We start from the raw sequence: 21,283 nt of genomic DNA on the forward strand, positions 1-21,283 counted from the left end.
GTCTCCGTGATGCCCGGCACAACCGAAGCGCAGGGCGAGTTGATCACCACCACGCCATCGGCGGCTGACTGTCAGCCAGAAGGGGCCTAGCTCGCGACGCGGATCGATCAGCATCCACCCGAGTCGCCAACGAGGGTCACCCCCATCCGGCGTCATCAAGCGTGACGACAACCGGACCGGCCGGGGGCGCTCCCCATCCGGCGTCGGCGGTCCCGGCCTCGTTAGCGTGCGCCGCAGCCGCACCGCCGAGCGCGAGCATCACGACCGCCGCCGCAGTGCACAACAGCTTCTTCACTAGAGCCTCCAGAACAGATTCGAACATATGTCCGCACGTCTTGCTCGTGGGCTTAGGCTGACACGTGCAACGCCATGAACCAAGGGCGATTGGTGTGCGGAAACGTGAAGTAGGACTCGCTTCGTAAAAGTGCATCTCTTCGTAGAGGGGGACAAGTGGAGACATCGGACCATGCAGCCCTACCGCTGCCTGAGAAGGAGAGACAGGCTTATCGCGCCATCGCGGGGAACGACGTCATAGGCCACGGCGAGGAGTTGGAGCGCCTGGTAGCTCTGGGGCTCGTCGACACCACCCACTGGGGGCCGGTCGCCCTTGATCCGCGCGTCGCCATGCAACGCCTGCTCGCCGAGGAGCGCGAGGCCATGGCCCACTCCATCGCTCGCATGGGACACATCTCCGAACTCGAAGGCTTGGCCGCACACTTCGACCCGAACAGGATGTTCGGCGGTCCCCCTTCGGAATTCTTCCCATCGCGCACCCTCATGAACGCCCGCATCGGGGAGGCCTTAGGGGTATCCAGCACCGAGTTCCTCTCCGTGCAACCCGGGCGCCCCGAGCAACGCGACCCAGCTACTCACCAACTCGGCGTCCAACGGACCCGGAGGCTCCTTGAGCGAGGGGTAGCCGTGCGCGCGCTCTACACCATCGAAGCCTTGGAGCACGAAGCGACGCGTGGCTATGCGGCAGACCTCCTGGCGGCCGGCGCACAAATCCGTGTCCACGAAGAAACGTTCCTTCTTCCACGTTTCATGATCGTTGACACCCAAGTCCTGTTCGTCGACAACCATGTGGTGGCCGACGCCGAACAGGACGCGGGATGGTGCGTGGTGGACATCGCCTCGGTGACCTGGGCGAAAGCAGTATTCGAAAGCGCCTGGGCGCGCTGCACGCCATGGGAGCAAGCCGTGCTCGGCCGCCAGACGGCCGTGACTACAGCACGCCAGCGGGCGATCTTGCGCCGAATGACCGCCGGAGACTTGCAAGAAGCGGTCGGCGAAGCGCTCGACTTGAGCACCCGAACGGTGAACAAGGAGCTTGCCAGCCTGCAGGACACCCTGGGCCTCAGGTCGACGTACGAGCTGATGATGTGGTGGGCCACAAGCAGCGAACAGAGACTGGCGTAGCCATCCGATAGCACCGCCACGCTGGCGACCAAGGGCTATCTCTGCACATCATGATCATAAAATGCTGAATCTATTCAGCCGACATGACGGCGCACCCGGCCAAAGGTCGACCGGGTGCGCACCGTTCCTGATGACACCTCCTGGATCACCGACTACCTCACGGCCGTCGGTACGAAGGTGCGCGACGAACGGCTCCGTCAGAACCTGACCCAGGAACGGGTCCACCTCGCGGCCGGCATCGACCGCCGTACGCTCCAGGCGATCGAGGCCGGACAGGCGAATCCCACCGTGGCAACGCTCCTGCGGATCTCGTACGTCCTCGACATTCCGCTTGCCGTCCTCATCGCCGGGAAGTAGCCCGACGTCGGCGCGACGGGAAGAGCGCCGCCTGTGGATCGGGCCGAGCCTGGGCGCGGAGGTCGTCATTCTTTACGAACCTTCGGCCCCCCACGACCGGGCCGAGCCCGGGCGCGGGGGCCGTCGAGAAGTCGTCACGCAGGCCGTCCGGGAAGGGCGATGGTCAGGGTGATGAGGTGGACGGCGACCGTGATCGTGGTCAGCCGCCAGGACAGAACCCTGTGTCGACGGTCGGCCGTGAGGTCGTTGTTCATGACGTGCTCTCAGGGCTGGGCGGGAGGAAGAGGTGCCGCGCCAAGTGCTCCCGCGCGGCCCGGTCGCATTCGGCGGTGGAGCCGGGGCAGTCGGCGCAGACGCGGCCGGGGGCGAGGAGGACGTCGGCGTGGTCCGCGACGAGGTGACGGGTGAGGACGTGGTGGTAGTGCCGGCAGCCGTAGGACTCGGTGTCGCCGCTGGCGAGCACGGTGCTTCCGAGTTCCTCCAGCAGTTTCCGGCAGGTGGTGCAGCGCCACATGAAGGCGGGCGGGATCGCCATGAGCCGGTCCTGGAGCACGGCGCCGGGTGCGCGTACCCGGCGCCGGTCGCCGTAGAGCCCCGGCGCCGGGGCGGCGGAGTGGTCCGTGGGGGATGCCGTCCGGTGCGCGGGCGCCTTGGTGCCGCACTCCAGGAGGTGCTGGGGGGAGTGGCGCACGGTCAGGTACCACAGGGCATCCCCCAGGCCACGCTCGGCCAGGAGGCTGTCGGTACCCGCCACCGGCGCATCGCAGGCGGAGCAGTGCAGCGGCGGTTTGCTGGTGCGCGGGTGGATGCTGAGGAGCCGGTCCCGAAAGGAGTCGGCGGCGGGGCACCGCTGGTGTACTCCGCACTCCAGGTGGGTTTCGGTGTGGGCGGCCCAGTCGAGGTGGACGTAGAGCCATGCCTGGTGGGCCGCGTAGCAGAGGAAACACGCGTGGGGGCGGGAGACGACGTCCGGGTCGAGGTGAATGGTGAGGGTGATGCCGGGGCCGGTGCTGAGGTCGGTGGAGCACCAGACGCAGACCGTGCCGGCGCGCTGATCGGCGGTCAGCCTGCGGGGGACGTCGCCCTCGACGATCAGCACGTGGAGGCGCGCGGCCTCCTCGGGCAGGACGAGTGCGGGCATGTACACGAGAACTCCTGAGGAGAAAGGAGAGCAGCGAAGTGGGTTGCGACCCTTACCCATCGGTCGCCATGGGGCCCGTGCCACGGGCGGAGGGCCCGCCGCCGACGTTGGGGCGCCGGCGGCGGGCAGGATGCCCGGCCTCCTCGGGAGCGGCCAGACCGGGCGGAAGAGATGTCAGGCGGCCGCGGCCGTGTTCTCAGCCGGGTCGGGGTGGTGCCGACGGATCAGCACATTGGCGTCCACCACCGCGGAATCATCCCGCGGCCGGGCGGCTCGGGCCGCACGCCGCTTCTTGACCAAGGTCGCGCACGCTTCGCAGTTGGGAGGTGGAACCGGGTCGGGGCGGCTGAAGCCGATCCGGAAGTACTCGTCAGGAGTCACCGGAGATCCCTTCGAGGTTTCTGGCCTGCGTCGGTCCCAATCTCGGGTAGCGGCGCCTACGCTCTCCGTCGCTCTCCGCCTCGCTGAGGGCCTGGTAGTGGTCGCAGAGCGCGTTGACGACGATGGCGAGCCAGCAGACGTAGTCCAACGGGTTGCCGTTGTACTGGTCCGGTTCGGTTTTCAGCCGGTCACGGGCCTCGCCAAGACACGCGAGAACGCCGTAGCGAAGATCGCCATGGTCCTTGAGCCGCTGTAGGGCTGTCTCCACCAGCGGAACGAGGCGGGTGAGGTACTGGCGCATCGTCTCGGTGAGCGTCGTCACCTCGGCACTGACTAAGTCCCGACGAGGACGGTCCTCGGGGTCCAGAAGACGGTTCACGGCCGTACGGACCTCCACCAGGTCCGGCGCGTCCTGCTTCTGGACGGTCTCAAGGGCTTGGCGGAGTGCGGTTGCGGAGGTCAGTCCCTTGTCCCGAGGGACAAGCCAGTACGGCCCGGGCGGCGCTTCCTTTTCGGAAGGCGGGATCACCACGTGGGTGTTGGTGCTGAGAACGGTGGTTTCGGAGATGTCCCATCCGACAGTGCTGCCGGGCGGGACGAAGAAGTAGAGCGCAGGCCCAGCGGGAGACGGGTCCACGGCCACAGCCCCTGGAGCCTCGATCATCTCCATCACGCGGACTGCGAGATGGCGGCTGATCTTGACCGCGTCCCACTTCACTCCGGCTGCCTTCACCGAGAAGCCCATCAAGTCGGTCATGTTTCCGTCCTTCATTGCGACGTGCGCTGAAGGTACGGGTCCAGGAACGCCCCTACCCGAACTGTGAGTTCGGGTGAGCTGTGAGTTCGGGGTCCTTAGAGGAGGTTGAGGCCATTGGCAAGATCGGTGACTTGGCGGCGCAGGATAGGCCGGACCCGTTCTTGCAGGTCACGCACCATACTCAGAGCGAGCGGGCTGCGCATGAGGTCCTCCGGCGCCAGTTCCTTCAGGTCCAGCAGGTGGACGAAGACAGCGGCGTCCTCCTTCCGGAGGTCGTAGCACCTCGCGACTTCAAGACCGAAGGTGAACTGCCTTTCGAGGCTGGGCAATACGCTCCTGTCGATCCCGTCGGCTACGCGTAGCCCCTCGGCCGCCTCACCGGCCAGCATCTCGATGCTCATGGCGTGCATGGCGACGTTCGTCGGCCCGAGCACCGTCCAAGAAACGTTGCTTCCCTCCCCCACCTCCTTCGCGAGCGGAAGGGCCCGGCGTTCAAGCCTCTGCCGGGCGTCCCACCAACGGCGCCTCCGCCCGTCGGAGACCACCGCCACCAGCTCCAGGGCACCCTCGACAGCCTTGGTCTCCTTGGTCACCGGCGCCTGCCGTAACTGGTCGACCGCCTGGAGCGCGACCTCCTTGGCCTCTTCGACGGCACCGGGTTCGCTGTGGGAAAGGAGTACGTGCCCGAGGTTCCATTGAGCGGCGGCCATACGCAGGGGATCGTCCGCGTCCTCGGCGGCCCGGATCGCCCGGTCCGCGACCATCAGCGACAGATCGAGACGCCCTGCGCGGCGGCAGTACGACCTCAGCAGGCCGTACAGATCGACGGCTACGCGCAGAACTTCCCGTCGGGCTGCTACGTCGTTGCCCCTGCGGTGCGCGCGTACAGCGTGCTCGACATCGGTGATCAGGTCAGGAAGGTCAAGGGCCGCGTCCGTGAAGCGCGTCTTGGACGACTGCCAGCTCTCCCACGACTCCTCGACGCGCTCCCTCAAGACGGTGACCGCGACAGGGGAAGTACTGAGCGGCGGCCCGTACCCCCTCAGCGCGCGGGTGATCTCCGGGGCCACGGTGAGCGGAACAGCCGATGCCTCCACCGGATCCTCGGCGAGCAACGCGGCTACTGGTACGCCGAGTTCGGCCGCGAGCCGGGCGAGCACATCAGCCGACGGGATTTTCTGGCCGGCCTCGATCTGCTGTAGATAACGCTCGGAGATGGCGCACAAGCCGGCGACCGCGGCCTGTGTACGACCGCCTTTGCGCCGGTAGTGCTTGACCATCTTTCCCACGGGCAGCCTCGGTGAGATCACCGTTCGGCCCCCTTCCGCTCTCACGTCTCGTAACGTCAGCGTAGGACTACGCACGTGGCCACGCGCGGAGTCTGACCCGTTCGTGTGGCAGATAATGCCCAAGTGAAACAACGCAGTTGAGGACGGCATCATGGCGCGGCTCGTCTTGTGGGACATCGACCACACCCTGATCGACACCAGAGGTGTGGGCCATGACCTGTCGGCCACCGCGTTCGAGCGCACCACCGGCCTGGTCATGCGTCAGCAAGCGACGATCGACGGGATCACCGAGTCGGTGATCTTCCGCGAGACGGCGCGGCTGCACGGCTTGACGACCGGCCGTGACGACTTCGAGAGATTCGCTACCGCCCTGCTGGAAGAGCATCTGGCGCACGTCGCTGAGCTGCGAGAGCGTGGCCATGCCCTTCCCGGCGCGGCTGCGGCTCTCGACGCGCTCAACACCGAGGGCGTTCTCCAGACCGCGGTCACGGGGAACGTCCGCCGCGTCGCCGAGATCAAGCTTCAGGTGTTCGGGCTGGATCAGCACATCCTGTGGAACCTCGGCGCCTACGGAGAAGACGCCGACGTACGAGCCGATCTGGTCCGGCTCTGCCTCCAGCGCGCGAGCGTCTCCCCTGCGGATGCAGTGGTGATCGGTGATACGCCGGCCGACGTCGAAGGTGCTCGGGCCGCAGGAGTACGTGTGGTCGCGGTGGCCACCGGGAAAAGCGGCGAGGCTCTGCTGAAGGCAGCGGGCGCGGACGCAGTATTGCCCGACCTCCGCGACACGGGGCTGTTGATGAAGCTGGCGCACGGCGACGGGCAGAGGGACTGACCCAACAAGACGATGCCCCCCTGTACGGCCCAAGATGGGCCGTACAGGGGGGCATGTCGCGTCAGCGGGCGAGGAACTGGACGGCAACGCCGATTGCGGCGCCGAGGACGGCGGCGGCGCCGGCCGCGCGCCATCGTGTTTCTTCGAGGGCGCGGATGCGCTGTGCGTGGTCGCCGAGCTGCTCGCCATGGTCCTTGAGGGGGTTCCTGGCCTCCGAGCGGATCTCCTGAACCGCGGTCTCGACTTGGCACACCTGGCCGACTGGCCGCACGATTGGGTCCTGTCCACGGTGAACGGCGAATGGTGGCGTCGTTCGAACTTCCGGCGGGAACTCCGGCCGGCCGCAGACGGACGTCCCGAGCGCCAGCGGCGGCAAGGAGTGTCGTACAGACCGGCGTGGGAACCCATCGCACCAGGTATGACGATGCGGCTGCTGCGCCACACCCACGACTCGTGGCAAGACCAGATCGGTGTGCGCGAATCCCTCTCCCACGAACAGGCCGGCCACAAGAGGCCCGGAATCAAGGGCGTGTATCAGCACCCGACGCCGCAGATGCGGCAGGAGCGGATCAACAGCCTGGAGGCCATGTTCTGGAGCGCCATGGGCAACCTGGGCTGGACCTCACTCTGGGGGAGAGTGAGCCTGGTGAGGCGCCCCAGCGAAAATGATCTCCTAAATTCCTCCCAAACGATCTTCGTAGCGAACCCGCAATAGGGTCGCACCGGGCTCGGCAGCAGGTCAGAGGAACACAATGATCAGCAACAGCCAGTTCGAACCTTGCTCTCCTAAAGCGGGTGTCGCAGGTTCGAATCCTGCCGGGGGCACAGCGTGTTACCGCTCTGGCCTGGGATTTCCTTCCCGGGCAGACGCTCTCGACGGCCTCGGACTTCTCGTCCGAGGCCGTTCGCGTGAGCGGGAGGAGAGCCGGCGCGACGCAGGTCGGGTCGGGGCTGTTCGTCTCGGGGGCGGCCGGCGCATTGCTGAAACGTTGTTCCGCCCAGCCACCCCCGTGATCTCACATCACATCCACGCACCGGGCGACACCCGCGAGCCCTGTAGGACCCACCGCGGGTAATGCGATGAACGCCGGCTCCCCCGCCGGACCGGGGTCAGATGATCAAGGTGGCCGCGGGGGTTCGGCCGCTCGGCCGCACCAAGATCACCCATGCGAAAACCAGCCGTATGGGCTCAGACCACCAGCGGTCGGGTGATGAAAAGCGCCGTGGAGTGGGCGAGGAGGGTGCCGTCAGGGGTCATGACATCGGCGTGGGTGAGGATGCGTGGCCCCTGGGTCTGGGTGGCGCGTCCTACGCAGGTGATCAGCTGGCTCCCGGCCGGGACCGGCTGCAACAGGTTGAGGCTGAAATTGCCGGTCACGGCCTGGGTGCCGCGCCGTACGGTCGACAGTGCGGACAGTGCGCACGCCGTGTCGCAGAGGGTCGCGGTGAAGCCGCCGTGGGTGAAGCCGGGCCAGCTGGAGTGGCCGTCGGTCGGGGTCACGGCCAGGACGACCCGGCCCCGCTCGGCGGTCTGAACACGAAATCCCAGCCCGTCGCTGAACGGGAAGAACCCGGTGCCGTGCGCGGCGGACTCCTGGATGGCCTTCAGTCCGCTCATACGGCGAAGCCGCCGCACGAACGGGCTGTCGGCGGACAAGACCCCCCTGGAGGAGGCCGGGGCGGGCACGAAAGTGGCAGTAGTCATAGGTGTACTCCGGGCGCGTCGTGGGGAAGCCCCCATGCAACAACTCGGGACGAACTATTCCAAGAGCCCCATAACCGGCGCAGCAGCAGAGGGGCGCGAAAAAGGGCGTGCGCGGCTTGTGGGCTGATATGCCTTCGAGCTGTACGCGCCCGCTGGACGGCCTATTCGGCGACGCCGGCGACCTCGGCGACGCTGGCGTCTTCAGCGCCCCCGGCGCCTTCGGTGGACTCGGCGTCTCCGGTGGACCCGGCGTCTCCGGTGGCCTAGGCGCCTTCGGCGGACCCGGCGTCTCCGGTGGCCTAGGCGTCCTCGGTGAACTCGGCGTCTTCGGCGGACCCGGCGCCTTCAGTGGCCTAGGCGTCTCCGGTGGCCTCGGGGGCAGCCGCCGTCAGCAGCGCCCCGAACCCGAGCGGCGCCGCCACCTGATACCCCACCCACACCTCGCCCCCGAACTCCCCGCCCGCCCGGCCACCACTAGCCCGCCCACCGCCGCCAGCGCCCACCCGCAGTCGTACGCGACCATCAGTCTCAGATACGTACGCCGAGACCGCCGCCGCACGAACGCCAGCTCGGCGCCGCCCCCGGCCAGCAACGCCAGACCGGCTACGACCACCAGCGCGCCCGGCACCCCGAGCGCCCCCGCGCACCACCCCGCCCCGACGGCGAACACGGCGCCCAGCAGCCAACGGGCGCCTTACTACGCGGAGTTGACGGAGATCGTGCCGGTCGGGCTGGGGCTGACGGACGCCGTCGACGCGTTCGCCCGGGACTACTACCGGCGCAACTGCCTTGCCCCGCAGGCCCGTTCGATGCTGGTGCTCCAGATCACGCTGCTGGACATGGCCGTGCACGACCCGCGGCTCGGGGCGGAGGTCGCCGCGTCCGTGCGGGCGCAGGAGGCGCAGGTCGCCGAGCTCTTCGCGGGGCGGCGGTACGACGGGGGCGTCCTCGGCCCAGAGGAGGCCCGGCGGGTGGCGGTCGCGTTGCGCGGGGCGCTCGCGGGGCTCACTCAGGGGGTACTGCTGGGGCTGGCGCCGGGGACGCGCGCCCCTTACGACCCTTACGGGTCCGGCGCCCCTTACGACCCCTACGGGTCCTGTGGCCCTTGCAACCCTTACGGGTCCGGCGAAATCGATGCGCCCAGTGACATCCGCGCACCCGGCGAGATCGGCGAGGAACACTTCGCGAGCCTCGCCCGCGCCCTCGTCTCCCCTTCCTCCCTCTTCAACGTATAACCCATGGGGGGCCTTGCGGCAAGGCCCCCCAGTTGTCGCAGAATCTGCGGGCACACAGCGCACGACCTGCGGAAATGGGGGCCCTTATGGGTACGACGAGTGAGCTGACCGGCGGCATCGCCGACGGCGTGATCGTGGTCGGCGGCGGCCCCACCGGGCTGATGCTCGCCTGTGAGCTGCGGCTCGCCGGCGTCCGGGCCGTCGTACTGGAGAAGGACCGGCAGCCGGCCTCCTTCTCGCGGGCCGGCGGGCTGCACGCGCGCAGTATCGAGATCATGGCGCAGCGCGGGCTGCTGGAGCGGTTCCTCGCGCTGGGCGTCAAGCATCCGCTGGGCGGGTTCTTCGGCGGGATCGGCCGGGGCGAGCCGGTGGAGGTGGACAGCGCGCACGGGTACGTCCTCGCCGTCCCCCAGGTGGAGACCGAGCGGCTGCTGGCCGAGCGGGCGGTGGAGCTGGGGGTGGAGATCCGGCGCGGGTGCGAGGTCGTCGGGGTGGAGCAGGACGAGCACGAGGTCCGGGTCCTGCTGGCCGACGGGGGTTCGCTGCACGGCTCGTACGCCGTGGGGTGCGACGGCGGGCGCAGCACCGTGCGGAAACTGCTCGGGATCGGGTTCCCCGGGGAGCCGAGCCGGGTGGAGACGCTGCTCGCGGAGGCGGAGATCGGGGTGGCGCCGGCGGAGATGGACGCGGTGGTGGCGGAGGTGCGCAAGACGCATCACCGGTTCGGGACGATCCCGCTGAAGGACGGGGTGTACCGGTTCATCGTGCCGGCGGCGGACGTCTCCGAGGACCGGTCCGCGCCGCCCACCTTCGACGAATTCACGCACCGTATGCGGGAGTTCGCCGGTACCGACTTCGGCGCCCACTCCCCCCGCTGGGTCTCCCGCTTCGGCGACGCGACCCGGCTCGCGGAGCGGTACCGCGAGGGGCGGGTGTTCCTCGCGGGCGACGCGGCGCACATCCATCCGCCGACCGGCGGGCAGGGACTCAACCTCGGGGTGCAGGACGCCTACAACCTGGGGTGGAAACTGGCGGCCGAGCTGCGCGGCTGGGCGCCGGCCGGGCTGCTCGACACGTACCACTCCGAACGGCACCCCGTCGCCGCCGCCGTCCTCGACAACACCCGCGCCCAGATGACCCTGATCGCCCCCGAGCCCGGCCCCCGGGCCGTCCGCGAACTCCTCGCCGAACTCCTTCAGTTCGACGGTGTCCACCGGCATCTGATCGAGAAGATCACCGCCCTGGGCATCCGCTACGACCTCGGCCCCGGCCCCGACCTCCTCGGCCGCCACCTGCGCGATCTGCCCCTGCGGGAGCACGGCCGGCTGTTCGGGCTGATGCACGACGGACGCGGGCTGCTGCTGGACCAGACCGGGAAGCTGTCCGTGGACGGGTACGGGGACCGGGTGCGGCATGTCGTCGACACGGTGGAGGTGTACGACGACGCCGGGGCCGTGCGCCAGGAGTTCAACTTCCCGGCGGTGCTGCTGCGGCCGGACGGGCATGTGGCGTGGGCTGGGGAGGAGCAGGGGGAGTTGGAGGGGGTGCTGGAGAGGTGGTTCGGGGTGGGGGGAGGGGTTTAGGGGAGAGGGGGGCTGCCCGTACGGGGCTGGCCTTAGGGGACGCGGCCCTTAGGGGCAGGGTCCGTAGGGGAACGATCCGTAGGGGGCTGGCCTTAGGGGATGTAGCCCTTAAGGGCAGGGCCTGTAAGGGAGGCGACCCGTAGGGGACAGGGCCCTTACGGGACACGGCCCCTAGGGGACACGGCCCGTAGGGGCAACTGGGCCCGGCGGCGCTGGACCGGCAGTGCTGGCCCGAGGGCACTGGCCCAACGGCGCTGGCTCGGCGGCGCTGGACCGGCAGCGCTGACCCGAGGGCGCTGGCCCGGCGGCGCTGGCCCGGCGGCGCTGACCCGACGGCGCTGACCCGAGGGCGCTAGCTCGGCGGCGCTGACCCGAGGGCGTTCCTGAGCTCTGAGAGCATCTCTGCCTCGCCCCAAGGGCGCCCGCCTCCCCGCGCCGCAGGCCCCACCCCCTCGGCATAATTCCCGTATGTGCGCCCGCCGCCCCCTCCTCGAAGACCTCCTGGCCGTCGGCGCCGCCTATCCGCTTGCCCTCACCGGTGCCTGTGCTCTGCACGCCCATGGAGTGCTGGACTGTCGGCGCGACGGCGTCACCGTGGCCACCGACCATCCCTCGCGGCTGGAGTGGATCGCCTCCCAAGTGCAGCTGGGGCTGAGGGAGTTGGGGTGGCCGGCGGAGGTCGAGGAGAAGGGGGCGCTGGCGGCGCGGATCGAGGTGGGCCCCAGCCCCAGCCCCGGCCCCAGCCCCAGCACTGGCACTGGCACTGGCACTGGCACTCCAGCCAACCCAGCCGACGCGGACGAGGGAACCGGCGCCGCACCCTCCTCTCTCACCGACGCCGACCCCCACCTCCTCACCGACGCCGACCTCCACCCCCTCACCGACGCCGCGCCCAACCCCCTCACCAACGCCGCTCTCTACCCCCTCACCGACGCCGCCCCCTACCCCCTCACCCGCACCGGAACCTCCGCCGCCCCGCGCACCCCCACCACCCCCGGCCGACAGACGATCCGCATCCTCAAGCAACTCCCCCACCGACCCCCCGTCCCCACCCCCCTCGGCCTCGCCCTCCCCCTCCCCGACGCCGTCGGCGTGAAAGTCCGCGATCTCGCCGACCGGGGCCTCCCCCGCGACCTCGTCTGCGTGCACGCCGTCGCCGACCGCTGGAGCTGGCCCGAACTGGAGGAACTGGGCCGCCGCCACAGCCACGACGGCCTCGAACTCACCGATCTCCGGGGCAGGTTGGAGCGCGTCGAGTGGATGATGGACGACACCGACCTGACCGGCTGCGCGGACGTACGTCAGCTGCGGAGGTGGGCCCAGCAATGGGCGGACGACATCGGCGAACGCCTGCTGGAGGGCGGCCCACCGGAGGAGACGCCGTAGCGGCGGACCGGTACGGGATCGGCGGCGCCGCTGCTGCCTACGACACCGGCGACGCCGTTCTCGCCACGGCACCGGCGACCTCACCCCGCCGACCTCCGCCGACGCCCCCGCCCAACTCCCCCTCACCCCAAGCAACTTCCCCGCACCGACCCTCACCCAGCCCAACTGCCCGCCACTTCAAGCCACTCCCCCCCCTCTCAGCCCAACTACCCGCCACCCCAAGCCACTCCCCCGCGCCGACCCCCTCCGCCGCCCAACTACCCCTCACCTCAAGCCACTTCCCCCACCCGATCCCCCCTCACCCCCCTCCCCACCCCCCACAACCCCACCGTCACCCCCACCGAAACCACCGCCACCCCCGCCATCGCCGCCCCCGGCGACGTGAGTTGAGCCAGCGACCCCGCCACCGCCGCCGACACCCCCTGCATCGTCAGCATCCCCGCCGAATGCAACCCCAGCGCATGCCCGCTGAGTTCGGCCGGAGTCAGCCTCATCAACCGCTCCTGCTGAACGAGGCTCGCGCCGAAGCCGACGGACGCGAGCAGTGCGGCGGCGCCGGCCAGGGGGAGGGAGGGGGCCAGGGCGAACAGGGTGTACGGGGCCGCCAGCAGGAGGAGCAGCGGGGTCGCCGCCTTCGCCCGTGCGGACGGTTTCAGGAACCGGCCCACCGTCACGTCCCCCACGAACATCCCCAGCGCCGCGCACGCGAACAACGTCCCCGCCCCGCGCGGCGCGTACGGCACGAACAGCGATTCGCAGCCGACGACCAGCCCGTTGGGCACCCACAGTCCGAGATACGTCAGCCGCCGCTCCCGGGACCGCCACAGCTCGCCGTTCGTCCGCCAGGTCGCCGCCGCGCTCGGGCGGCCGGACGCGCGGGGCGGGCGGGGGGTCAGGGCGAGGCGGGTGAGGGTCCCGGACGTCACGTACAACAGGCTTGCCAGGAGCAGGACTTGGGACGGGGTGACCGCCGTGAGCAGCAGGCCGCCGAGCGCGTAACCGCTCACCTGCATCAGGCCGCTCATCATGTTGAACACCGAACGCCCGGTCACATAGCGGCCGTTGGGCAGGATCTCGTTCAGCAGGCCCCACCGCACCCCGCCGCCCAGCGCGGCCACCACCCCTTGCGTGAACAGGGTGGCGAAGACCGCCCACACCGGCAGGCCGGGGATCGCCACAACCGCCGTCGTGGCGGCGAACGTCAGCGAGAGCGCCGCCAGGGCCGTACGCGGTGGAAGGCGGTCGGAGCCGGACAACAGGACGGTCGCGCCCAGGACTTGGGCCAGGGACGGGCCGAACATGCTGAGCGCGGAGAGGAGGGGGGAGGAGGTGGTGCGGTAGACGAGGGTGCCGAGGGCGAGTCCGGCCAGGGTCTGGGCGGACATGTGGGCGGCGGAGGAGAGGAAGAACGGGGTGAACTCGGGGGTGCGGAACAGGTCCCGGTAGGCGGGCGGCACGGTGGTGGACGACATGCGCGGAGTCTCCGGCCGGGCCCGCCGGGACGGTTAATGTTTCGCGGACACGCGAAACCACGCGCCGTGCGCCCCGCGACGGCATGACCGGCCGGCCCCCTCTAAAGAGACGTGCCCCTCTAAAGAGACGTGCCCTTCTGAAGAGACGTGCCCCTCTGAAGAGACGTGCCCCTCTGAAGAGACCCGCCCTCCCGAAAGGACCCCACACCATGGGCTGGTGGCAGCTCAACGCGGACACCCTCGCCCGCAGCCGCTTCGTCCTCTCCCCCGCCGCCGAGACCTTCGCGAGCCTGAAGCTGCTGCACTCCGGCGCGGGGGCGCACCCCGGGGAGAGCAGGTGGCTGGCGGCGCACCGGCCCGCGTACCGGGCGCTGCTGGCCGGTGATCCGGTGACCGGGGCGCTCGTACGGGCCGGGCTCGGCAAGGAGTGGATCGCCGACTTCCTGACCCCTACCCCTAGGGGCGGGGAAGTGTTCGAGGCGGAGGTGGCCCGGGTCAGGGGCGCCACCGGGGTCAGGGATCACCTACGGATGTCCCTAGGGGGCCCGCTCCCCAAAATCCTCGACCGGGACGACCGCGACCTCGCCGAGCGGGCCGCCGTCCTCCTCGAACGGGTGTGGCGGGAGAGCGTGCTGCCGTACTGGGAGCGGCGCCGGCGGGTGCTGGAGGCCGATGTCAACGGGCGGGTGGACCAGGTCAGCCGGGGCGGCTGGGCGGCGGTGCTGGACTCGCTGCGGCCGGGGACGCGATGGCTCGGGGAGAGCCGGTTCCAGGTCAACCGGCACGAGTACCCGCCCCGGGAGATCTCGGGGGCGGAGCTGGTCTTCGTGCCCGTGACCCCTAGGGCGGGCTGGGTGTCGTGGGAGGACGGCGAGCGGTACGCCGTCGTCTACCCGTGCGCGGGGGTGCTCGCCGGCGCCGAGCCCCCTGGGGAGGAACCCCTAAGGGCACTGCTGGGGGCCGGGCGGGCGCGGGTGCTGGTGCTGCTGGGGCGGCCGATGAGTACGACGCAGCTGGTCGCCGTCACCGGGCAGGGGCTCGGCGCGGTCGGGCGGCATCTGCGGGTGCTGTGGGACGCGGGGCTGGTGGAGCGGCGGCGGGTGGGCCGGTCGGTGCTGTACGTGCGGACCGGGGTGGGGGACGCGCTGGTGCTGCGCTCCGCCGGGGACTGACCCCCAGCACTCCGCCGGGAGCCGGCGCGCGCCGCGCAGCGAATCCGGATGCCCCCTAGGGGCCCGCCCCCCTCAACGCCCGCGGAGTTAGCATCCGAAGCATGACTATTGACGCCACCTCCCCCCTCAACGTCGAGATCGAGACCCTTAAGGGCGACGCCGCGAACCTCGCGCAGTACGCGGGTCAGGCCGTCCTGATCGTGAACGTGGCCTCCAAGTGCGGGCTCACCCCGCAGTACGCCGGGCTCGAGAAGCTCCAGGAGCGGTACGCCGCCCAGGGGTTCACCGTGCTCGGGGTGCCGTGCAACCAGTTCCTCGGGCAGGAGCCCGGCAGCGCCGTCGAGATCGCCGAGTTCTGCTCCGCCACGTACGGCGTGACGTTCCCGATGACCGAGAAGGTCGAGGTCAACGGTGAGGGCCGGCACGCTCTCTACGAGCGGCTCGTCGGCTTCGCGGACGGCGAGGGGCACAGCGGCGACATCCGCTGGAACTTCGAGAAGTTCCTGATCGGCCGGGACGGCAGCGTCGTCGCCCGCTTCTCGCCGCAGACCGAGCCGGAGTCCGAGGAGGTCGTCACGGCGGTCGAGTCCCAGCTCGCCGGCTGAACCCCCTAAGGGCAGGGAAGCCCCCTAAGGGCTCGCCCGACCGCTAAGGGCAGGGTCTCCCTTAAGGGCTCGCCCGACCGGCACCTCCCCTAAGGGCCTCCGCCCACCTGCGGAACCCCCCTCCCCCTAGGCCCCCCCTTGACCTTCCCCCAAGGGCAACCCCCAGCCTCCTCCTCGCCGGGCGGAACCGTCCGGTGACGGAGGATGGCCAGGTGGACGACGAGGAACTGCTCACCATCGGCGCGTTCGCCGCCCGCTCCCGGCTCTCGGCGAAGGCGCTGCGCCGCTACGACCGGCTGGGGCTGCTCGCGCCGGCGCGGGTCGACGAGGCCAGCGGCTACCGCTACTACCGGGCCGGGCAGATCGAACCCGCCCGGCTGGTGGCCCTGTTGCGCCGGCTCGACATGCCCCTCGCGCTGATCGCGGAGGTCGTGGCGGCGGGCGACGCGGCGGGTGCCGGGCTGCTCGACGGCTACTGGAGCGACGCCGAGGCCCGCCACGCGGAGCGGCGCGCGCTGGTCGGCTACCTCCGTGGACGGATGTCAGGGAGGAGTACCGACATGCGGTTCGAGATCCAGCTCGTCGACGTGCCCGAGCAGGTGGTGGTCAGCGAGACGCGCCATCTCCTCGCGGACGAGCTTCCCGTGTGGATTCCCGCCGCGCTGGGGCGACTTGGGCAGGTGCCCGGCGGCGGCAGCGGCGCGCCGTACGTGATCTACCACGCGGAGTCGTCCATGGACAGCGACGGCCCGGCCGAGGCGTGCGTCCCGGTCGCCGACGAGGCCGCCGCGCGAGCCTGGGCGGCAACTCAGGGTCGTACCAAGGACGTTAAGGTCCGTGTCGAGCCCGCCCGGCGGCTCGCGTTCACCCGGGTCGCCAAGTCCCAGGTCGCCCACCCCCAGATCCTCGCCGCCTACCAGGCGGTCGAGGACCGGATGAGGGAGGAGGGGTGGGAGTACGACGGCCCCTGCCGCGAGGTCTACTTCACCGACTGGGACGCCGCAGGACCGCAGGACGAGGTGTGTGACATCGCGTTCCCGGTGAAGACGGCCTAGGCACAAGGGGAGTTGAGGAGCACCCCTCCTCAACTCCCCCCGCACACAAGCCGAGCCCTCTCGGCAAGGACGGCGAAATCTCGTCGAGAGGGCCCACAGTGAAGCTTGTTCAGTTGTGTAGAGGCTTGGCTCGGAAGCGTTACTTGACCGACGCCACGAAGGTGTTCCACGAGTCCCCGTGGAACGTCAGACCGGCCAGCTCGGGACGCTTCGAGTCACGCACGGCCAGCGCGGCGGAAGGCGACTTGACCTCGACGCAGGCACCGTTGCCGGCCGAGTACGAGGACTTGGTCCAGGCGCAGGTGGATCCCTGGCGAATAGCCATGTTCACTCCAGTGACTTGATCGGGTTCACGCCAACACGGGTTGATGGTTGACGTGTTTCGACGCTACCCAGCGGCCCGCGCCTTGGGTACAGCCGTTCACCCGATCTGGTGGCATATTCCAGAAGCCTTGGCGCCTGCTCCCACCCCCGTTGTAAACTCCGCGACTTCTCGCGTCACATCAGCCACGCGCGTAGTCCTTGGCCACGTTCTCGATGAACCGCGCGGACTGCTCGACGTTCAGCGCCTGGGCCCGCAGGTGCTCGTACATGAGGGTGTACGTCTGGAGGTCGTGGTGCTTCTCCAGGTAGAGGTCGCTGGTGACGCCCTCGATGTAGACGACGCTGGTGTCGGCGAGTTCGGAGAACTCCAGGATCGAGTAGCCGCCGCTGAGGCCGGGGTGGGCGCCCGCGTCGAACGGCATCACCTGCACGGTCACGTGCGGCAGTTGGGACACCTCCAGCAGGTGCTCCAGCTGCTCGCGCATCACCGGCCGGCTCCCGACGGTCCGGCGCAGCACCGCCTCGTCGATCACCGCCCACAGCCGTACGGCGTCCTTGAGGGCGCCCGTGATCGGGTGCGTCTGCTCCTTCAGGCGGCCCTGGCGGCGCATCCTGACGTCGACGCGCTTCTCGATGTCCTCCGGGGTCGTCTCGGGCATCGCGCCCTTGATGACGGCTCCCGCGTACGCGGGCGTCTGGAGCAGCCCGGGGATGACCTGCGGGGCGTACTCGCGCAGGCTGGAGGCGTCGTCCTCCAGACCGATGTAGACGCTGTAGGGGATGTCCTTGAAGGCGTACCACCAGCCTTGCTGGCGGGACTCCTTGGCCATCTGCATCAGCGCCTCGACCATGCGCTCGTCCTCGATCTCGTAGACCCCGCAGAGGTCGCGGACATCGCGCGGGCTGATGCTGCGCCGGCCGTTCTCCAGCCGGCTGATCTTGGACTGCGAGACCAGGAGCCGGGCGGCGACCTGTTCGGCGGTCATGTTCTTCGACTCGCGGAGCCTGCGCAGTTCCATGCCCAGACGCCGACGACGCACGGTGGGATTGGTATTGGACGCCACGGGGACGTGCACCTCCGGCTGCATGCCTGTACTTGCTTGATACTTTGCGTATCTGCTGTTGAGCAGACTGCCACCAAGTGACTTTATGCCGCTGGAAAACGGTGGATATGCAGGCGGGACCCGCCAGTTCGGGGGATGGTGGAAGGCTGTACCAGCTTCGACCGGCGGTTTTCGGACATGCGTCCGCGCGGGGTGGCGGACCGTTTCGCCATTGACTGGCTTCACGGATTCCACCACCCCGCGCGTGCGCTGCGGCTCCCGAACGGGCCTTGTGGGGGCGCGGAGTCGGCGTACGGCTAGTGCGCCACGACGCGCGCCATGGCTCCCCGGCGCGGCTGCGCCGGGACGCCGTGGGCCGGCTGCTCCGCGACCGCCCGCGCGGCGGGCGCGGGCTGCTGCCGGGGTGCGCCCTGCTGCCGGTCGCGCCGGGGCTGGGCCGCCACACCGTTCTGGACGTCCATCACGGCGTGTGCCACGAGTCCGCCCATCGGGTCGTGCCGGATCAGGTCCCGCAGCCGGGAGCGGGACGAGCGGCCCTCGTTGCCCGGGTAGAGGTGCTTGCCGAGGCCGACCGCGTGCGCCAGCGCCGCGAGCGCCGCGGTCCGCGGGTCCGGCGGCACGCCGGTGCGGATCGCGGTGTCCAGCCGGGCCCTGATCTCCCGGCTGATCGCGGTGTCGGTCGCCTGATAGCGAGTCGTCGGCAGCACCCCGCACATCTGGCCGGCGACGGCGGCGACCATGCCGCACCGCTCCAGATGCGAGAGATACGTCTGGCGCAGCCCCAGCCGGGGCCCGCCGATCCAGTGCACGGCCCGTACCGGGGCGCCGCGCCTGCGCAGCAGCTCCAGTGCGGAGTCCAGCGTCGGATCTCCGGTCGGCCGTGGGGCCACCACGGCGATACGATCCCCGTCAGGGGCTATCCGTCCGGCCAGCGCCAGCTCCACTAGCTGCGCTCCGGCCAGACCGAGGTCGAGCGACTGCGGCTGTGCGGTGGTGCCCGTGGTCGGGTCCAACGCCAGCAGCAAAAGCTCTTCCGGAATGGTTCTGCGGCTCCTGCCCATCCATGCCTCCCCGCGTGGATGAAAGACAGGGTGACCCCTCTCACATTCATCTGTCGAGGGTGCGTGACCTGTTTGTAAGGGAACCGGCAGGTATGTCGTTCTCGTCTACCGCAGGGGCCCGGGGTTCCACGCAGGACACTGGGTACCCGGTCCAGGTCGGTTCAGGTTCACGGTTTCGTAGCCGTACGGCAGGGTGTGCGGCGTTTGAGGAGGCATCGGTGGCGGGCGAGTCCCCCGACAGGTCGAAGCAGCGCGAGCACGAGTCGTCGGTACGACCGACGCCCGGCGCCGCGGGGACGGTTCCCGAGGGGCGCGATCCTCGGGTGTCGGTGATGGAACCGGCGCGCGGGGGCGTCGATACGGTCGAGGACACCAGGGACACCGAGGAGGAGGACTCCAAGGCCCCTGAGGCGGCCCCTGAGCGCCCGGAGAAGCCCGAGGGCCCCGGGGAGCCGAAGGAGGCCGCCGAGACGCCTGAGGGGGACACAGAGCCTTCGGAGGGGGATCCCGAAGAGGGGGACGACGACGTCGTAGCGGAGGCCGCCGAGGAGGACGACGAGGCTGTCGCCGAGGGCGAGGCCCCCAAGGACGACGATTCCCCTAAGGCCGATGAAAAGGACAAGGCCGATAAGCCCGAGTCCGAAATTGTCGAAAACGCCGCCCCTAAGGCTGACGAGACCCCTAAGGCTGACGAGGCTCCTAAGGGCGACGAAAAGGACACCGACGCCCCTGAGGACGACGACCCCGTCGATCAGCCCACGGCGATATTCAAGGCGCCCAAGCCGAAGCCGGACGTCGACCAGCCGACGACGATGCTGAAGCTGGGCGAGGTCCCCAAGAAGGCCGCCGAGAAGGCCGCCCCCAAGGACAAGGCCGCCCCCAAGGACGACGACAAGGCGCCCGCCCCCAAGAAGCCCGAGCAGCCCGAGGCCCCCGAGAAGCCCGCCGAGCGGACCAGTAAGTTCGTCGCGCTGAAGCCCCTCGACGAACCGGCCGCCCGCAAGCCCGCCCCGGCCGCCGACAAGCCCCGTACGACCCCGGAGTCGACCGCTGTCGTCCCCCAGGTCGGCCCGGAGCGCACCACGCAGCAGCCGCTGCCGCCGAAGCCCCCGCTGGACCTGCTGGCGGAGCTGACGAACACGCCTCCGCCGCCGCCCACCCCGCTGCGCGCGCTCGCGCGGCGGGTGAAGATCTGGACGCCGCTGGTCATCCTGCTGGCGATCGTGTTCGCGGTCGTACAGAGTCTGCGGCCGGTGCCGCGGCCGACGCTGGACCTGACCGCGCAGGACAGTTACACCTTCGCCGGCGGCAAGGTCGACATCGCGTGGCCGGCGCAGGGGCAGGCCGCGCTCGATGTGCAGGGCGTGGGCACGTTCGGCTCGTCCGGGGACCAGAAGCCGGTGCCGATCGCCAGTGTCGCCAAGGTCATGACGGCGTATCTGATCCTGCGCGACCACCCGCTGAAGAGCGGCGCCGAGGGTCCGAAGATCACGATCGACAAGGCCGCGCAGGACCAGTCCAACGCGGGCCAGGAGTCGACGGTCGACGTCACCGCCGGTGACTCGATCACCCAGCGCGAGGCCCTGGAGAGCATCCTCATCGCGTCCGCGAACAACGTCGCCCGGCTCCTCGCGCGCTGGGACGCCGGTTCCGAGGCCGCGTTCGTCGCGAAGATGAACGCCGCCGCGAAGGACCTGGGGATGGCGGACACGACGTACACGGACCCCTCGGGGCTGACCGACTCGACCGTCTCCACGGCCGTCGACCAGGTCAGGCTGGGCCGCGCGGCGATGCGGCTGCCGGTGTTCCGCGAGGTCGCCGCGATGATGTCGTACGACGACTACAAGGGCGTCAACCACTCCAACTGGAACCAGCTGGTCGGGCACAACAACGTCGTCGGCATCAAGACGGGTACGACGACCTCGGCGCTCGGCAATCTGCTGTTCGCGGCGAAGAAGGAGGTCGGCGGCGAGACCCGGACGATCGTCGGGGCCGTCATCCGCCAGCCCGCCGGGGGCACCGACAACACCATCCTCAGCGCCGCCCTCACCGGCGGCGACGCGCTGATCCGGGCCGCGCAGCGGGCGCTGGAGTCGGCCGTGATCGTCAAGAAGGGCGCCGTGGTCGGGTACGTCGACGACGGGCTCGGCGGGCGCACCCCGGTCGTCGCCACGCAGGACGTGACCGCCGTGGGCTGGGCCGGGCTGAAGGTGAAGCTGTCGTTCGCCTCCAGTGAGCTGCCGCACACCGCGAAGGCGGGCACCCAGGTCGGCACGCTGACCGTGGGCGACGGCGGCGCCGACAGCGCCGTCAAGGTACCGGTGGCGCTCCGGAGCGACTTGGCCGAGCCCGGTTTCGGGGCGAAGCTGACGCGGCTCGGCTGAGCCGCGCGGCACCGCGCACAGTCACGCGGCCCGTCGGGGAGCACCACCTGGTTCTCCC

20 protein-coding genes are annotated in these 21,283 nt (G+C 70.0%); 11 read left to right on the top strand and 9 right to left on the bottom strand.

Annotated features, from left to right (window positions below):
- Window positions 1–450: 450 nt before the first annotated feature.
- Window positions 451–1,419 carry a LuxR C-terminal-related transcriptional regulator gene (locus tag ACYUD3_RS28390; protein ID WP_470975641.1) on the top strand — a complete coding sequence of 323 codons (969 nt, stop codon included), beginning with the start codon at window positions 451–453 and terminating at the stop codon, window positions 1,417–1,419.
- Window positions 1,420–1,533: 114 nt separating this feature from the next.
- The gene (locus ACYUD3_RS28395; RefSeq protein ID WP_470975643.1) at window positions 1,534–1,776 is read left to right on the top strand and encodes a helix-turn-helix domain-containing protein; all 243 of its coding nucleotides are present in this window, start codon (window positions 1,534–1,536) and stop codon (window positions 1,774–1,776) included.
- A 250-nt stretch (window positions 1,777–2,026) separates the two neighbouring features.
- Here the strand turns inward: ACYUD3_RS28395 and ACYUD3_RS28400 are convergent, their stop codons facing one another.
- The 3 genes from ACYUD3_RS28400 to ACYUD3_RS28410 all read right to left on the bottom strand — a co-directional run bounded on the left by ACYUD3_RS28400 (window position 2,027) and on the right by ACYUD3_RS28410 (window position 5,365).
- Window positions 2,027–2,917 carry a hypothetical protein gene (locus tag ACYUD3_RS28400; RefSeq protein WP_470975645.1) on the bottom strand — a complete coding sequence of 297 codons (891 nt, stop codon included), beginning with the start codon at window positions 2,915–2,917 and terminating at the stop codon, window positions 2,027–2,029.
- A 370-nt stretch (window positions 2,918–3,287) separates the two neighbouring features.
- Complete coding sequence (locus ACYUD3_RS28405; RefSeq protein ID WP_470975648.1) at window positions 3,288–4,055, bottom strand: DUF6415 family natural product biosynthesis protein; 768 nt, start codon at window positions 4,053–4,055, stop codon at window positions 3,288–3,290.
- A 95-nt stretch (window positions 4,056–4,150) separates the two neighbouring features.
- Complete coding sequence (locus ACYUD3_RS28410; RefSeq protein WP_470975651.1) at window positions 4,151–5,365, bottom strand: helix-turn-helix domain-containing protein; 1,215 nt, start codon at window positions 5,363–5,365, stop codon at window positions 4,151–4,153.
- 130 nt (window positions 5,366–5,495) lie between these two features.
- Between ACYUD3_RS28410 and ACYUD3_RS28415 the strand changes: the two genes are divergently transcribed.
- Window positions 5,496–6,179: an HAD family hydrolase gene (locus tag ACYUD3_RS28415; RefSeq protein ID WP_470975654.1), complete on the top strand. Its 684-nt coding sequence runs from the start codon at window positions 5,496–5,498 to the stop codon at window positions 6,177–6,179.
- Window positions 6,180–6,240: 61 nt separating this feature from the next.
- Here ACYUD3_RS28415 and ACYUD3_RS28420 read toward each other — a convergent pair whose 3' ends face one another.
- Complete coding sequence (locus tag ACYUD3_RS28420; protein ID WP_470975657.1) at window positions 6,241–6,450, bottom strand: hypothetical protein; 210 nt, start codon at window positions 6,448–6,450, stop codon at window positions 6,241–6,243.
- Window positions 6,451–6,597: 147 nt separating this feature from the next.
- Between ACYUD3_RS28420 and ACYUD3_RS28425 the strand changes: the two genes are divergently transcribed.
- The gene (locus ACYUD3_RS28425; RefSeq protein ID WP_470975660.1) at window positions 6,598–6,894 is read left to right on the top strand and encodes a hypothetical protein; all 297 of its coding nucleotides are present in this window, start codon (window positions 6,598–6,600) and stop codon (window positions 6,892–6,894) included.
- Window positions 6,895–7,368: 474 nt separating this feature from the next.
- Here ACYUD3_RS28425 and ACYUD3_RS28430 read toward each other — a convergent pair whose 3' ends face one another.
- Window positions 7,369–7,797: a PaaI family thioesterase gene (locus ACYUD3_RS28430; protein WP_470975663.1), complete on the bottom strand. Its 429-nt coding sequence runs from the start codon at window positions 7,795–7,797 to the stop codon at window positions 7,369–7,371.
- A 215-nt stretch (window positions 7,798–8,012) separates the two neighbouring features.
- Between ACYUD3_RS28430 and ACYUD3_RS28435 the strand changes: the two genes are divergently transcribed.
- From ACYUD3_RS28435 to ACYUD3_RS28445, 3 genes are all read left to right on the top strand, one after another.
- Window positions 8,013–9,119 (top strand): TetR family transcriptional regulator C-terminal domain-containing protein, encoded by a 1,107-nt coding sequence (locus ACYUD3_RS28435; RefSeq protein WP_470975666.1) that lies wholly within the window; start codon window positions 8,013–8,015, stop codon window positions 9,117–9,119.
- 86 nt (window positions 9,120–9,205) lie between these two features.
- Window positions 9,206–10,702, top strand: coding sequence for an FAD-dependent monooxygenase (locus tag ACYUD3_RS28440; RefSeq protein ID WP_470975668.1), 1,497 nt, complete (start codon window positions 9,206–9,208; stop codon window positions 10,700–10,702).
- Between the two features lie 468 nt (window positions 10,703–11,170).
- Window positions 11,171–12,088, top strand: a complete 918-nt coding sequence (locus tag ACYUD3_RS28445; protein WP_470975671.1) for a hypothetical protein — start codon at window positions 11,171–11,173, stop codon at window positions 12,086–12,088.
- Window positions 12,089–12,357: 269 nt separating this feature from the next.
- Here the strand turns inward: ACYUD3_RS28445 and ACYUD3_RS28450 are convergent, their stop codons facing one another.
- Window positions 12,358–13,560, bottom strand: a complete 1,203-nt coding sequence (locus ACYUD3_RS28450) for an MFS transporter (RefSeq protein WP_470975674.1) — start codon at window positions 13,558–13,560, stop codon at window positions 12,358–12,360.
- A gap of 209 nt (window positions 13,561–13,769) precedes the next feature.
- On the opposite strand from ACYUD3_RS28450, the gene ACYUD3_RS28455 reads away from it, so the two are divergent.
- The 3 genes from ACYUD3_RS28455 to ACYUD3_RS28465 all read left to right on the top strand — a co-directional run bounded on the left by ACYUD3_RS28455 (window position 13,770) and on the right by ACYUD3_RS28465 (window position 16,392).
- On the top strand, window positions 13,770–14,732 hold the full coding sequence (locus ACYUD3_RS28455) for an ArsR/SmtB family transcription factor (RefSeq protein WP_470975677.1): 963 nt from the start codon (window positions 13,770–13,772) through the stop codon (window positions 14,730–14,732).
- A 101-nt stretch (window positions 14,733–14,833) separates the two neighbouring features.
- Entirely contained in the window at window positions 14,834–15,337 is a 504-nt protein-coding gene (locus ACYUD3_RS28460) for a glutathione peroxidase (RefSeq protein ID WP_470975680.1), read from the top strand.
- Window positions 15,338–15,531: 194 nt separating this feature from the next.
- On the top strand, window positions 15,532–16,392 hold the full coding sequence (locus ACYUD3_RS28465) for a MerR family transcriptional regulator (RefSeq protein WP_470975683.1): 861 nt from the start codon (window positions 15,532–15,534) through the stop codon (window positions 16,390–16,392).
- Between the two features lie 139 nt (window positions 16,393–16,531).
- On the opposite strand, the gene ACYUD3_RS28470 is transcribed toward ACYUD3_RS28465, so the two are convergent.
- The 3 genes from ACYUD3_RS28470 to ACYUD3_RS28480 all read right to left on the bottom strand — a co-directional run bounded on the left by ACYUD3_RS28470 (window position 16,532) and on the right by ACYUD3_RS28480 (window position 18,841).
- Window positions 16,532–16,717: a DUF397 domain-containing protein gene (locus tag ACYUD3_RS28470; RefSeq protein ID WP_470975687.1), complete on the bottom strand. Its 186-nt coding sequence runs from the start codon at window positions 16,715–16,717 to the stop codon at window positions 16,532–16,534.
- A 178-nt stretch (window positions 16,718–16,895) separates the two neighbouring features.
- A complete protein-coding gene (locus ACYUD3_RS28475; RefSeq protein ID WP_470975690.1) occupies window positions 16,896–17,780 on the bottom strand; it encodes a helix-turn-helix domain-containing protein in 885 nt (294 codons plus the stop codon).
- Between the two features lie 296 nt (window positions 17,781–18,076).
- A complete protein-coding gene (locus tag ACYUD3_RS28480; protein ID WP_470975693.1) occupies window positions 18,077–18,841 on the bottom strand; it encodes a GOLPH3/VPS74 family protein in 765 nt (254 codons plus the stop codon).
- A gap of 218 nt (window positions 18,842–19,059) precedes the next feature.
- Here ACYUD3_RS28480 and ACYUD3_RS28485 point away from each other — a divergent pair, with 218 nt between their 5' ends.
- Window positions 19,060–21,225, top strand: a complete 2,166-nt coding sequence (locus ACYUD3_RS28485) for a D-alanyl-D-alanine carboxypeptidase (protein WP_470975696.1) — start codon at window positions 19,060–19,062, stop codon at window positions 21,223–21,225.
- Window positions 21,226–21,283: the final 58 nt, after the last annotated feature.

This window comes from Streptomyces sp. AMJ-169, from assembly GCF_055597585.1.